The following is a 13,663-nucleotide window of genomic DNA, read 5'->3' on the forward strand; positions in this document are numbered from 1 at the left end:
TTCTTCAAGATAAGCAGTCGGCCGTCATCTTTGTCCGCCACCTCGGCTGACCGATTTGCAGGAATTACCTCACGCAGTTGCGTGAGCGCGTCGAAGAATTTGAAAGAAGAGAAATCCAGCTGATTGTGATCGCGCCATCGAAAGGAAGCTTTGTTTCCCAGTTCCTTGAACAATTCGGCCCGTTCCCATTTACGATCTACGGTGATCCGACCCGTACAGGATACAAGAAGGCAGGCACCGTCACGATGCCGAAATGGAAGCTATTGAGCATGGCGTTACTTGGATTTGTGACAGGAAAAGTGAAGAACTTCTTTCCCGATGATAGCAAACAGAAACAATTCGTCCAGAAATCGATGAAAACCCAGGACGTCTATATCCAGGGAGCGACCCTCCTTTTCAATGAAAAAGGGAAAGTTGTATGGAAGCACATTGACGAATCGCCAGAGGATCATGCGAGCATCGATACTTTGTTGGAAAAAATCGATTCTGATTTATAAAGAAGTTGTAACCCTGTCATAATGACAACTCATAGAAGGCGGCCCTGATGCAAATGGATCAGGGTCGTCTTTTTAATAGGTCATGTTAGCCCTTCAAAGGGATAGATCCCCTGTTGTTCACGTGCTACAGGCGTATAGCGAAGTCCTTCGCGAAAAAACTTCCTAAAACCGCAATTAAAAAGAAATTCCGTACTTTTTCCCTTCTATCGGGAACACTAAAAAGAGTGAAAATTTTTTGTCCATCTCGAAAAAACATGTTAAACTAAGAAGTAGATTAAAAACAAGGAAATATAAAGAAATATCTGATTTTAACTGTATTTTTGGAGTGGACAATTGTTTATAAAGCGCTTACATAAAAGGAGGATGTACCCATGACAAGTAAAACACTTGATTCATTTTTACAAGAAAACCTCGAAGATCTGAAATCCCGCGGACTTTACAATGAAATCGATCCGCTAGAAGGGGCGAACGGGCCGGTCATCACGATCAAAGGAAAGAAGCTTGTGAACCTGTCTTCAAATAACTACCTCGGGCTTGCAACAGATGAACGCCTGAAAAAGGTGGCGATCGAAGCAGTCAAGGAGTACGGTGTCGGTGCGGGTGCCGTACGTACGATCAACGGTACGCTTGATTTGCACGTGAACCTTGAAGAAAAGCTTGCGAAATTCAAGGGAACCGAAGCGGCCATCGCTTATCAGTCCGGATTCAACTGTAATATGGCGGCGATTTCAGCGGTCATGGACAAAAATGATGCGATCCTGTCAGACGAACTGAATCATGCCTCGATCATCGACGGCTGCCGTCTATCAAGGGCAAAAATCATCCGTTTCAACCATTCCGATATGGAGGACCTTCGTGCAAAGGCGAAGGAAGCGAAGGAATCGGGCCAATACAATAAGATCATGATCATCACGGACGGTGTCTTCTCGATGGATGGAGACGTATGTAAGCTTCCTGAAATCGTAGAGATTGCGGAAGAATTCGACATGATGACCTATGTGGACGATGCTCACGGATCTGGTGTCCTAGGCAAAGGTGCTGGAACGGTGAAGCACTTCGGACTTCAGGACAAAGTCGATTTCCAAATGGGTACCCTTTCGAAAGCGATCGGGGTAGTCGGCGGATATGTGGCAGGTACACAGAACCTGATCGACTGGCTGAAAGTACGTTCCCGTCCATTCTTGTTCTCCACTTCTTTAACACCTGCGGACGTGACGGCTTGTACGGAAGCGCTCGACCTTCTGATGAACAGCACGGAGCTTCAGGATAAGATGTGGGAAAATAGTGCGTACTTGAAAGAAGAGCTTAAAAAGCTTGGCTTTGATATCGGGAACAGTGAAACACCGATCACACCGGTCATCATCGGAGAAGAAAAGGCGACCCAGGACTTCAGTAAGCGTCTGTACGAAGAAGGCGTATATGCGAAATCGATCGTATTCCCGACCGTCCCTCGTGGAACTGGCCGTGTGAGGAATATGCCATCGGCTGCTCATACGAAAGAGATGCTTGACCAAGCGGTGGCCGCATATGAGAAAGTCGGAAAAGAAATGGGTATCATCTAACATAGACGAATGAATATCTACGGTACCGTGCCGGCGTGAACGAGTGTTGTTTACTCGGCTGGGTGCTTTCTTAGCAGGAGGAAAAGGTATGAAAAAGATTCTACTAACAGGAGCTTTAGGACAAATCGGTTCTGAGCTGACCGCGAAGCTTAGAAGCGTGTATGGCTCAGACAATGTCATTGCAACGGATATCCGTGAAACGGACAGCCATGTGGTCCATAACGGTCCTTTCGAAAAGCTGGACGTGACGGATGCAGAGAAAATGTTTGATATCGCGAAAAAGAACAACGTCGACACGATCATCCACCTTGCCGCTTTATTATCGGCGACCGCAGAGAAGAAACCGCTTCTTGCGTGGAACCTGAATATGGGCGGATTGGTGAATGCCCTTGAAACGGCAAGGGAATTGGATTGTCAGTTCTTTACGCCTAGCTCGATTGGTGCTTTCGGACCGACGACGCCTAAGGATAAGACACCACAGGATACGATTATGCGTCCGACGACGATGTACGGTGTGAATAAAGTATCGGGTGAGCTTCTTTCCGATTACTACTTCCAAAAATTCGGCGTGGATACAAGAGGACTGCGCTTCCCTGGATTGATTTCCTATGAAACCCTTCCAGGCGGAGGAACGACGGATTACGCGGTCGAAATCTATTACGAAGCAATCAAGAACAATGCATATACATCTTATATCGGTGAAGGTACGTACATGGACATGATGTACATGCCGGATGCGCTTCAAGCGATCATCGACCTGATGGAAGCTGATCCATCGAAGCTCGAGCACCGCAACTCATTCAATGTGTCCGCGATGAGCATCGCACCTGAAGATGTGGCGGCGGCAATTCGCGTCCATCAACCGGACTTCAAGCTCGACTACGATGTCGACCCTGTCCGCCAGGCAATCGCGGAAAGCTGGCCGGATGCGATCGATTCAAGTGCGGCAAAAGCCGAGTGGGGCTTCAAGGCAGACTATGACCTTGCTAAAATGACCGCGGATATGCTGGAAAAATTAAAAGCGAAGTAATCCATTGAAGACTGATTCCTTTATGTAGGGATCAGTCTTTTTCTGTTTTTTCAGGAAAGTTTTCCAGTACATTCGTCCTTGTGGTACGATAGAAAGAAAAGGGTCGTACAGGTGGCGTCATGAACGAGAAAAAGCTGCAATCCACATTTCAACAATACAATATTCCGGTGGCACTCATTTGCATGCTGTTCCTGCTGCAAGTACTCGTCGTGCTCTTCTTGCCACGGCCTTGGAGCATTGCTTTTTCCATACTGATCATGATCGTCGGGGTTGTCTTTCTGGTGAGGGTGAAAAGGTCAACGAAGACCTTGTTCTCGGAGTACCATCATGTGATGGGAGAAGAAAGTCAGCTATCCACCCTTCTCCATGCACTGCCTGATTTCATCTGCTTCAAGGACGGGGAAGGTCGCTGGCAGAAGGTCAATCAATTTGGCCGGGAGCTCTATAACCTCGAACATATAGACTACCTTGGAAAAACCGATCGGGAACTGGGTGAACTCGTCCCATTTTTCAAGGATGCCTTTGACTATTGCATAGAGTCGGATGAAGAAACATGGAAGGCTGGGGGCATGACGAGATGTGAGGAAGGCTTTTATATTCCGAGTGGTGAATTCAAGACGTTCGATGTCATCAAGGTCCCCTTATTCGATGAAGAACAAAACAGGCAAGGGCTCGTCATCATCGGCCGAGACATCACCCAGCAAAAACTGGCCGAGGAGATGCTATTGAGGAAAGAAAAGCTATCTGTCGTCGGCGAGCTGGCGGCTGGGATCGCCCATGAAATCAGAAATCCACTCACGAGCATCAAAGGGTTCATCCAGCTCCTTGAGGAGAATGAGCATGTGGCACAAAATTATTTGACGGTCATGTCGTCTGAGATGGATCGCATCAACCAAATCGTTGGTGAGCTCCTGATCCTGTCCAAACCGCAAATGAGGGAATTCGAGCCATTCGACATGAGGGACGTCCTCGATTACATCATCAAGGTGATGGGGCATGAAGCGCTCATGAACGGGATCAACATCCACAGGGAACAACCGGAAACAGCGATGCACGTGCACGGTGATCGCAACCAGATCATCCAGGTGCTGATCAACATCGTCAAGAATGCCATCGATGCGATGACCGAAGGGGACATCATGATCGAATCGACCGTAAGCGACACACATATCACCATCTCGGTTGTCGACCAAGGTGAAGGAATCCCGCCGGATCGGCTGAAAAGGCTCGGCGAACCCTTTTTCACACTGAAGGAAAAAGGGATGGGACTCGGCTTGACGATCAGCCAGAAAATTGTGGAGGACCACAAGGGACGCCTTCACATCGAATCCGAAGTCGGTAAAGGCACAAGGGTGGATGTCAGGCTACCACGCTGGAGGGAAGTTGAATAGAGGGTTGGAAGACTGGCGCATATCCATGCGTCAGTTTTTTTAGGTTCGATAAAGGGGCGTACCTTACTGAGGGAGGTTTGCTCTTTTGGATGATGCAACGACTTTATTAAAACCTACAAAAAACCGGATCCCTCTAAGGAATCCGGTTTCTTCATTAAAAAATCATATGTGCAATCGCGACGATGACCAACAGCGTCAAGAATGTACGTTGCAAGAAGATGATGACAAGGTCCTTGAAATCAACAGGAATCTTGGAACCTAGCAATAATCCACCGACCTCGGACATGTAAATCAACTGTGTCACCGATAGGGACGCGATGACGAAGCGAGTCAGTTCACTTTCAATCCCGCCTCCAAAGATGGCAGGTAGGAACATATCGGCGAAACCGACAAGGATCGATTTGGATGCTGCCGTTGCTTCAGGAACCTGCAAGAGCTCAAGGATCGGAATGAACGGCATGCCGATCCACTCGAAGAATGGCGTGTTCTCTGCGACAATCAGTGCAGTCGTACCGATCGCCATGACGATCGGGGCGACCCCCATCCACATATCGAGTACGTTCTTCATTCCATCGGTGATGAATTTCGATACGCTATTGTTTTGTTTTGCTTGTACAAGTGCTGATTTGTAACCGTAACCGAAGCGAGTATAGCCTTCAGGGATGACTTCCATCGTATCTTTCCCTTCCTGATCGTTGTAGTACGTATCAGGTTTACGGGATAGTGGCGGGATGCGCGGCAAGATGATGGCTGCAATCAAGCCAGATGCTGCGACTGTCAGGTAAAACGGGATGAAATACTTGTCGAGTCCCACCTCGGAAATGACGACAAGGCTGAACGTGATCGACACGACCGAGAATGTCGTCCCGATGATGGCTGCTTCTTTTTTCGTGTAGTACCCTTCTTCGTATTGCTTGTTTGTAAGGAGGACACCGATCGTCCCGTCACCGAGCCATGAAGCAAGGCAGTCGATGGAAGAGCGTCCAGGCAGACCGAACAACGGTCTCATCACCTTTGTCAGTAACGCCCCGAATAATTCCAACAATCCGAAGTTTAATAGTAAAGGCAGGAATAATCCCGCGAATAAAAACACCGAGAACAAAATCGTGAGAAGTCCTTCAGAACTCAGGAGAAGTCCTCCGGTCGCATCGGACCATACCCACTCAGGACCAAGCTTGAATAGGGTCATGATCGCATACACTGCCCCGAGGACCCTTACTGCCACCCAGACCATCGGTACATTGAAAAGGTTATAGAAAAATGGCGATTTCTTAATCGCTTCCGGATGGAATGCTTTCGTAATGAACGTCCCGATGACGGTCAGGGCAATCAGGACGGTCATGATCGCCGGCACGTAGGTACCGATATTATCCTGCAGCCACCCTGATAAGATGGCGATCGGAATCGTGATCCCGTCTTCCTGTGGGATCGGTATGATGAATAGAAAAATTCCTATTAATGATGGAATCAAAAATCGTAAATGACTAACAAGCGGATAGTGTTGTGGTTGTTGTTCTTGCAGTTGCTGTTTCATGATTCACCTCTGATGATTAGTATGCTTGAATGAAACATTATTCATTTTAATGTATACATATAAGTTTGTCCAGCTGGAATTTCTTCCTTTGGCCGGGTAAGCGTTTTCCGTTTTTCAACTTTCTCAGCTGGTTCCTGCAAGGCTAAGGAATACGCGGGTGGGTGATGAGACTATTGGCCGGATCAGTTCCGCTTTTCCAGACGGAGGCGCGGTCGAACCAGCTCTCCTGTCCTTACCCGAACCTTATGATGAAAACGTTGTGCGTAATTCAATCCTTACCCTCTCCATCAAACTATAAAACCAACAATCCAAGCGAGATGACGATTCCGCTGATGACAAGGATGAATACACAGTAGCCCATGATGTCCTTGGCCTTTAGTCCTGCGATTGCCAGGGCCGGCAATGCCCAGAATGGCTGGATCAGATTCGTCCAGGCGTCACCCCATGCGACAGCCATCGCTGTTTTCGCCACCGATGCATCCAGTGCTTGGGCAGCATCGAGCATGATCGGTGCTTGTACCGCCCATTGGCCTCCGCCTGACGGAACGAAGAAATTGACGATTCCGGCACTGAGGAAGGCGAAGAAATAGAACGTCACATCATTTGAAATCGATACAAATGCTTCCGACATGACCGCTGCCAGTCCCGAAGCGGTCATCATCCCCATGATCCCGGCGTAGAAAGGGAACTGGATGACAATCCCGCTCGCCCCTTTGATGGCCTCCTGGACCGCGGCAAGGAAGCGTTTCGGCGTTCCGTGGAACAGGATCCCAAGGAATAAAAATAGGAAATTGACGATATCAAGATTAAGGGCAAACCCTTTGTTCACAAAATAATAGAAGAGGAATGCAATCCCAAGGATCCCGATGACGATCGAGAGGAGCATACTGTTTTCCATTTTTTCAGCCGGCGTCATGGCACCCGCTTCAACCGAAGCTGCCGTTTCATTGAATACCGACGGGTCGACCGTTACCGTTTCTTCCTTTGAAGGCATGAGAAACCTCGCTGTGATCGGCAAAATGATGAAGATGGCCGCAACGATGATCAAATTGAAGGAAGCAAAGATCGTGTCAGTGGTCGGGATGACGCCAATCAAATCCTGGAATGGATGTCCCTCGGTTGCGATGGATAATGGTATCGACCCCGAAAACCCTGCGTGCCACACCACGAACCCCGAATAGGCGCTCGCAATGAGTAAGCGATAATCGACACCCTTCACGCGCTTCGCAAGTTCCTTCGCGAACAATGCACCGATGACGAGCCCGAAGCCCCAATTGATCCAGCTTGCGATCATCGAGACGACCGTGACGATGACAATGGCTGCACCCGGTGATTTTGCAAATGAAGCAAGAAAGCCTAGGAACCGTTTGAAGACCGGGCTGCTTGCCAGTACATAGCCGGTTACAAGCACCAATACCATCTGCATGGAGAATGCAAGCAGCGCCCAGAAGCCCTCTCCCCAGAATTGGACCATCTGCAGGCTTGTGCTGTCCGTGAAGATGAGTCCCAGCCCGAATACAGCCAAGGTCAGAATGACGACGAACAGAAACGGATCGGGCAAATACCTTTGCATGATCCTGTTTGATAATGAAATGAGTGGTTTCACATGATTACCCCCTTTGTTTTTCCGTTTTCATACACCCTCGCCGCATAGAGCGGTGAGAGCCACTATAAAACCATCCCAATTTCTATTCTTCGATAACGTTTTGTGAAAACCCTTTCAAAAACGCAAATTTTGTTGAAATTCGTGTCTGACGAAAGGAATGCCTGTCCGTTTTTGTAAGGTTATGGTTGGATTCTTAAAAAGCGTCCCAAGGGGGTATGATTATAAAATCGTGAACCGTTCTGATACAATGTCTACAGAACGGATCGAAGTAGAAAAAGGGCATGAATCGTCGCATCCATTGCCCATACTAATAGGAAATCAACTTAAGACATGACAGAAGGAAAGGTGACGGATTATGATTACGAGCATTACGACCGATATGGATGGAACATTATTGAATGAAAATCAGGAAGTCAGTGAAGCGAATAAAAGGGCGATCCTGGATGCACAGAGCAGGGGCATCGAGGTGATGGTCGCAACGGGACGTTCCTATGAGGAAGCCCGATATGTGCTTCAGGAAGCCGGTATTTCCTGTGACATCATCTGCGTGAACGGAGCGGAAGTCCGGAACAAAGCCGGGGAAATTGTCTATCAGGCGGGGATCCAGTCTTCCCATGCCAAGCAAATCGCCTCTGCATTGAATGACACGGGCATTTATTTCGAAGTGTATACAGACAAAGGGACGTATACCGAAAATGCCGAAATGGGCATGGAGCTGATCGTGGATATTTTCAAGACCGCGAACCCTGGTGTATCAGAGGAATACGTGAGGCAGGTAGCCCGTGAACGTTTTGAAAAAGGGCATATCAAGCTTGTCGAAGATTACGGGAGTGTATTCAACGACGAATCCCAGCTCGTCTACAAGTTCCTCGTCTTTTCATTTGATGAAGATCAGCTGAAGGCAGCAAACGACAAGCTAGCAAACTTCGATGGGATCGCGGTCACGTCATCCGGTAAGGAGAACCTTGAAGTGAACAGCATCGAGGCACAGAAAGGCGTCGCTCTTGAGAAGCTATTGAAGGATAAGGGGCTGAAAGCGGAAGACGCCATGGCGATGGGCGACAATCTGAACGACCTGTCGATGATGAAGGTGGTCGGGAGAGCGGTCGCGATGGGCAATGCCCTCGATGAAGTGAAGGAGTACTGCGATTATCAGACGGCACTGAACCGTGAAGACGGCGTGGCGAAAGCAATCAGGGAGGCTCTTGCATCTGCCGTGAAATAGGTTGGATTCTCTCTGATTTGTCCATACTGATGAAAAAAAGAGAAGGAGCAGGTGACCGATGAGATCCATTTTTAGCAAAGGAAGACCGATTTTCGCAATCGGACTTCTTCTCATTCTGGCATCATGCGCATCAGGACAGCAAGAAGAAAAAAGCGAATCCGTCAGCAAACGGGAATCCCATTACGAAGTGCTGGCCGAAAATCTTTCCATCCCGTGGTCGATCGTCAAAAATGGCGAGGATTTCTACATGACGGAGCGGACTGGCGGGATCGTCCATGTCAAAGACGGGAAACGGACCGATGAGAAGGTGAACCTTTCAATGCCGCTCGCCAGTCAGCCGGAAGCGGGACTGTTGGGACTGGCCCTTCACCCTGATTTTAATGGGAACAAGCAGGCTTTCGCGTATTATACGTACCAGGATGACAGCGGTACCCCTTATAATCGCGTCGTCCTGCTTGAGAAAAACGGGGACCTGTGGGAGGAAAAGGATGTGCTCCTCGATAAAATCCCGAGCGGTGTTCAGTATCATCACGGAGGAAGGCTTGAAATCGGGCCGGACAGGAAGCTGTATATCACCACCGGGGACGCAACCAAGGAGGAGAAGGCACAGGACCTGTCCTTCCTCGGCGGCAAGATTCTCCGCCTGGAGCTGGATGGAAGCATCCCAAAGGATAATCCGTTCGATGATTCCCCTGTCTATTCATTCGGACACCGTAATCCGCAAGGTCTCGCCTGGGATCAAGATGGCGCGATGTACGGCACGGAACACGGTCCGAACGGGTACGATGAAGTGAATCTCCTCCAAGCCGGGAAGAATTACGGCTGGCCGGTCATAAAAGGAGACGAGATGGCGGATGGGATGATTTCCCCGCTCGTCCACTCCGGTGAACCTTCCTGGGCACCCTCAGGGGCGGATTTCTGGAGGGGTAAACTATTGTTTGCATCAATTGCCGGGCAGAGTGTCAAGATGTTCGACCCCGCTACGAAAGAGGTACGTAGTGTGATCGAAGGTCTTGGTCGGATCCGTGACGTATTGGTGGAGGGGGATACACTGTATTTCGTCTCCAATAACACGGACGGACGAGGCATCCCGAAAGAGAATGATGATAAGCTGTATAAGGTCGATTTGAATGCCTTGACGCTTGAAGAATAGCATGAAAAAAGCCTTTTCCATCGTGATGGAAGAGGCTTTTTTGGTGCGGGGGTGTTTATCTTTGTGATTCCACTTTGGTTTTGCGAACATGGTTCTCCTTTTCATGCACGTCTGTCCACTTAGCCACGGGTCAAAATATCGAGTACATTCGTCGTGAACACGCCGGCATCCATCTCTGTCGCAATCCGTGCACAGCCTGCCCCATCACACGGGGGTACACCGGGACGGAAATCCGCGATGCTAAGGCCGGTTGCATAGCCATCCTTGTCCTCCACTTTCACCTTTTTACGCATATACGAAAATAATCCCGGAATTTCAAGCGCTGCCATCACAGCCGATAAATCATGCTGAGGAGTGCCTTCGATTCCAGGCTCCAGCTCCTGGTAAGCTTCATAGTAAAAGTCGAGGATCGGTTTGATGATCTGTTGAAGGGGGGAAACGGCCCGGCTGTCGATGAAATCAACCAAGGCGGGAGTCAATAAGGCGTTTCGGGTTGCGTTCAGCGGGATGATGGTCAGATTCGGGGCGTTCTGGCAAACAAAGTCCGCAGCGATTGGATCTCCATGGAAGTTTGCTTCTGCCACTTCCGTCACGTTTCCAGGTTCCAAAAATGCCCCGCCCATAAGATACGTGTTTTTAGCGAGCTTCATGACGTCCGGGCCAAGGTACCAGGCGATGGCGAGGGACGTGCATCTTCCCACATTGACGATCGTGATCTCGCCGGGATGCTGTTTGAGCAGCCTGAACAGCGTGCTGAAATTGGTCCTGGTGCTGAACCGCTCCGGTGACGCAGGGGGAGAAATCGGACCAAGCCCTTCTGCGCCGTGGATTTCAGGAAAGAAGATCGGTGTCTCACCACTGAGCGGCCGCTTGCTCCCCGTGATCACAGGGATATCCGTTCGACCTGCAAGCTTCAATAGATACGCCGCATTTCGGGCACTCCGGTCGCGGTCCGTGTTCCCGAAACCCGAAACGACCGCCATCAAATCAAGATGGGGATGCTTCAGCGCATAAATCAACGCAATCGCATCATCAATACCCGTGTCGGCAAACAAGATGATTTTCTTCATTGGATTTTCACCTCCTACTCTATTAACTATGAAAAGAGGGGAGGGGTTGCTTGTTTGAAAGTACTAGATTGGGGTTCCGTTGGGTGAAAACAGTGCTATTTACCTGGGGGGAGAGTTATTAAAAGAGAGACTCCGATGATGATGAACGGGGGAATCTCTCTTTTTTCAGTTATCTCCTTTTCCTCTCTTCCTGATTGGAAACATCCTTCGATAGAGCGAGGATGGCGAGCTCGAGCTGTTCCAGCTTCTTCTCGAACTTCACAAGCAAAAACAGTGTGACGGCAACCGGAAAGCCAAAGTTACCCAGCAACTGAACGAAGACGGTATACTCCATTGTGTGTCCTCCTTTTGATTGGCTGAAGGTATGTCCCTCCTAGCCTGTAATGCGTTTCCTTTCGTTCTCCTTTATCAAGTCGAATAAGCCGGGGACGTCTTGAAGGGAATAGTCACGAACATATCCTATCAGTTTGATTTTGAGTTCCTGTTCGAGATCGTCCCTGTTTTCGAGCTGAGTCAAGCGCAGAGATTTTTTGATTTTAGGCTCGAAAGTCCGTACCACATTCACTTCATATTGAGCATTATGCTGCGCTTCCTTGACCATGTCATATAGGGCGTTCATACAGACCCTCCTTTCTGCAAGTCTTTTTTTAATGATAGCAGCGCTTTTCTGTGGGATTTGGAGATCGCCTGTCGGGAAACGAGAAGCGTTCTAGCAATCTCGGTATCCGTCATCTCTTCGATATAAGCTAAATCAAGGATCCTCTTTTGTCTTGGCGTAAGTTTCCTATAGGCTTCGAGCAGGCTGTCGTTGCTGATTGCCTCATCAAGGCTCTGTTCCTTTAAGGGGATTTGTCCATCGGGATCCGGAAGCATGTCCTTCAAGCTCCCGTCGCCTTCTTCCCCAAGCGGCTGATCGAGGGTCAGGAGCTGCCTTCCGCGATGAAGGCGGATTTTTTTATCAAAATTGACGCTATGAAAATAGATGGATGAACTGACATAGGAAGTGAATCGGATACCGAAATAATGGGCCTTGAACGCTTCATTCAGGGAGTTCTCTGCTGAAGCACTCCGCGAAGTCAAAAAATCCTGTACAAGTTCCTGGTGTTCGGGTCGGGTCATAAACGATTCTACGGCTTTATTGCCTCTTAAATCCGGATAACTACGATAAAATCTCTCTTTTATTGAGTCCAATTCTTTCACCACCATTAGAACGTATGTTCGGTTTATTAGCGAAAAAAAAAGCGAAGAATACTGATCCTGCTTTTAGTATATAAAGAAACCTTCATCAAAAAAATGACAACCTCAGTATTTAATATCGTTCCAATGTACTATTCATTAAACCATGGATTGGGATTTTTATGAAGGGTGGAATGAACTAATTTTTCCTTTGAAGGGAGAAATAGTTATTGAGGAGGCGCGTAGGAAGTGGAGTTGGTCGTCTCGGATGTGGTTTTGATAAAATAATTGGATTTTTGATAATAAGAGGTCCGGTTTTGATAATATAGTTAGATTTTTGACAAAAAACCTCCGTTTTTAATCATATACGGATTCGGCAAGCTGCTTTTGGCTTTTAGAAACTATGAATTCTCTTAAAATTCACCCGAAAATAAGTGAATTCAGTGAAAATAGCCCGCCCCCAACGTAAAAGGCGGGCGAAAAGCACGAAAAATCACCTCATCACACTGCCCCCGGAGATTTTGACCGACTCACCGACGATGTTCCGAGCGGCATCACTCAACAAAAAGATGATCGTGTTCGCGACTTCTTCAGGGGAAGTCAGTCGCCCTGAAGGGATGCTCTCCTTGGCAAGCTCCAGCTGCTCCTCGTAGCTGCGCCCGTGTCGTTCGCCTTTGGACTTGATGGCGTTCCTCCCCATTTCGGTGTCTACATAGCTGGGGCAGATCGCATTCACGCGGACGCCGTGCTCGATCGCTTCGAGTGCGAATGCCTGGGTGAAGCCCGTCACGGCGAATTTCGAGGCGCTGTACGCAGCATTGCCGTGAGTGCCCCTCAATCCGGAAAGGGAGGAGATGTTGACGATGGCTCCGTTCCTCTCCTTTTTCATGCCCTCATAGACAATCTGTGTGAGAGCGACCAGTGAAAAATAATTAAGCTCCATAATGCTTCGTAAGTCTTCATCCGAGAGATTCTCGACAGTGTCCCCGCCGCCGATCCCGGCAGAATTGACGAGACCGGTGACCGGACCGAATGTACCGGCAGCGGAATCCGCTAATTCAGTGCGCGCTTCTCTTAAGGTAAGATCTGCTGTCACCACATGGATCCGATCCCCGCCACACTCATCCTTCAATCGTTTCAACTTCTCCTCATTCCTGCCTGTCACCGTCACACGCGCACCGGCCTCAACCGCGGCCTTGGCCGCTTCATACCCGATCCCGCCGGTCGCCCCGGTGATCAGGATATGCTGTCCTTCAAGCGTTCCCTCATGAAATGGAAAATTCAATCGTATCCCTCCTTCTACTATGTTCAGTAGTTTACCCGCGTTGCTTGCAGGTGAAACGAAGCCTTACCATTTGCGAGGCAGTTAAACCAAAACTCGAAGGTACGTCCCGCGGCACTTTAAAGTGGAAAAGCGAT

General features: G+C 48.8%; 13 protein-coding genes. 6 read left to right on the plus strand and 7 right to left on the minus strand.

The genetic code is table 11. The features are described 5' to 3' along the window. The first annotated feature begins 77 nt into the window (after positions 1–77). The 4 genes from LCM10_RS08490 to LCM10_RS08505 all read left to right on the plus strand — a co-directional run bounded on the left by LCM10_RS08490 (position 78) and on the right by LCM10_RS08505 (position 4,480). Positions 78–497: an AhpC/TSA family protein gene (locus LCM10_RS08490; RefSeq protein ID WP_318247482.1), complete on the plus strand. Its 420-nt coding sequence runs from the start codon at positions 78–80 to the stop codon at positions 495–497. 371 nt (positions 498–868) lie between these two features. Further along, entirely contained in the window at positions 869–2,059 is a 1,191-nt protein-coding gene (locus tag LCM10_RS08495; RefSeq protein ID WP_224875807.1) for a glycine C-acetyltransferase, read from the plus strand. 88 nt (positions 2,060–2,147) lie between these two features. Further along, positions 2,148–3,089, plus strand: a complete 942-nt coding sequence (locus LCM10_RS08500; RefSeq protein ID WP_224875808.1) for an L-threonine 3-dehydrogenase — start codon at positions 2,148–2,150, stop codon at positions 3,087–3,089. 119 nt (positions 3,090–3,208) lie between these two features. Next, entirely contained in the window at positions 3,209–4,480 is a 1,272-nt protein-coding gene (locus tag LCM10_RS08505; RefSeq protein ID WP_224875809.1) for an ATP-binding protein, read from the plus strand. 154 nt (positions 4,481–4,634) lie between these two features. Here LCM10_RS08505 and LCM10_RS08510 read toward each other — a convergent pair whose 3' ends face one another. Beyond that, positions 4,635–6,014 carry a YjiH family protein gene (locus LCM10_RS08510; RefSeq protein ID WP_224875810.1) on the minus strand — a complete coding sequence of 460 codons (1,380 nt, stop codon included), beginning with the start codon at positions 6,012–6,014 and terminating at the stop codon, positions 4,635–4,637. 292 nt (positions 6,015–6,306) lie between these two features. Continuing rightward, complete coding sequence (locus tag LCM10_RS08515; protein ID WP_412103382.1) at positions 6,307–7,620, minus strand: short-chain fatty acid transporter; 1,314 nt, start codon at positions 7,618–7,620, stop codon at positions 6,307–6,309. Between the two features lie 355 nt (positions 7,621–7,975). Here LCM10_RS08515 and LCM10_RS08520 point away from each other — a divergent pair, with 355 nt between their 5' ends. Then, entirely contained in the window at positions 7,976–8,845 is an 870-nt protein-coding gene (locus LCM10_RS08520) for a Cof-type HAD-IIB family hydrolase (protein WP_224875811.1), read from the plus strand. 58 nt (positions 8,846–8,903) lie between these two features. Beyond that, complete coding sequence (locus LCM10_RS08525; RefSeq protein ID WP_224875812.1) at positions 8,904–9,998, plus strand: PQQ-dependent sugar dehydrogenase; 1,095 nt, start codon at positions 8,904–8,906, stop codon at positions 9,996–9,998. A 119-nt stretch (positions 9,999–10,117) separates the two neighbouring features. Here LCM10_RS08525 and LCM10_RS08530 read toward each other — a convergent pair whose 3' ends face one another. The 5 genes from LCM10_RS08530 to LCM10_RS08550 form a co-directional block, all read right to left on the minus strand. Next, a complete protein-coding gene (locus LCM10_RS08530) occupies positions 10,118–11,068 on the minus strand; it encodes a nucleoside hydrolase (RefSeq protein ID WP_224875813.1) in 951 nt (316 codons plus the stop codon). A 169-nt stretch (positions 11,069–11,237) separates the two neighbouring features. Further along, positions 11,238–11,402, minus strand: a complete 165-nt coding sequence (locus tag LCM10_RS08535) for a YvrJ family protein (protein ID WP_224875814.1) — start codon at positions 11,400–11,402, stop codon at positions 11,238–11,240. Positions 11,403–11,441: 39 nt separating this feature from the next. Next, positions 11,442–11,687: a hypothetical protein gene (locus LCM10_RS08540; RefSeq protein WP_224875815.1), complete on the minus strand. Its 246-nt coding sequence runs from the start codon at positions 11,685–11,687 to the stop codon at positions 11,442–11,444. Continuing rightward, positions 11,684–12,259 (minus strand): sigma-70 family RNA polymerase sigma factor, encoded by a 576-nt coding sequence (locus tag LCM10_RS08545; protein WP_224875816.1) that lies wholly within the window; start codon positions 12,257–12,259, stop codon positions 11,684–11,686. The genes LCM10_RS08540 and LCM10_RS08545 overlap by 4 nt, the downstream gene beginning before the upstream one ends. 478 nt (positions 12,260–12,737) lie before the next feature. Next, positions 12,738–13,529, minus strand: coding sequence for an SDR family NAD(P)-dependent oxidoreductase (locus LCM10_RS08550; RefSeq protein WP_224875817.1), 792 nt, complete (start codon positions 13,527–13,529; stop codon positions 12,738–12,740). Positions 13,530–13,663 lie beyond the last annotated feature (134 nt).

Origin of the sequence: Rossellomorea aquimaris (genome assembly GCF_020171925.1) — a bacterium.
GTDB classification, from domain to species: Bacteria; Bacillota; Bacilli; order Bacillales; family Bacillaceae_B; genus Rossellomorea; species Rossellomorea aquimaris_F.

Coding starts and splice junctions, on each gene's coding strand:
- LCM10_RS08495 (WP_224875807.1), top strand. CDS start 869: ATGACAAGTAAAACACTTGATTCATTTTTACAAGAAAACCTCGAAGAT.
- LCM10_RS08500 (WP_224875808.1), top strand. CDS start 2,148: ATGAAAAAGATTCTACTAACAGGAGCTTTAGGACAAATCGGTTCTGAG.
- LCM10_RS08505 (WP_224875809.1), top strand. CDS start 3,209: ATGAACGAGAAAAAGCTGCAATCCACATTTCAACAATACAATATTCCG.
- LCM10_RS08510 (WP_224875810.1), bottom strand. CDS start 6,014: ATGAAACAGCAACTGCAAGAACAACAACCACAACACTATCCGCTTGTT.
- LCM10_RS08520 (WP_224875811.1), top strand. CDS start 7,976: ATGATTACGAGCATTACGACCGATATGGATGGAACATTATTGAATGAA.
- LCM10_RS08525 (WP_224875812.1), top strand. CDS start 8,904: ATGAGATCCATTTTTAGCAAAGGAAGACCGATTTTCGCAATCGGACTT.
- LCM10_RS08530 (WP_224875813.1), bottom strand. CDS start 11,068: ATGAAGAAAATCATCTTGTTTGCCGACACGGGTATTGATGATGCGATT.
- LCM10_RS08535 (WP_224875814.1), bottom strand. CDS start 11,402: ATGGAGTATACCGTCTTCGTTCAGTTGCTGGGTAACTTTGGCTTTCCG.
- LCM10_RS08540 (WP_224875815.1), bottom strand. CDS start 11,687: ATGAACGCCCTATATGACATGGTCAAGGAAGCGCAGCATAATGCTCAA.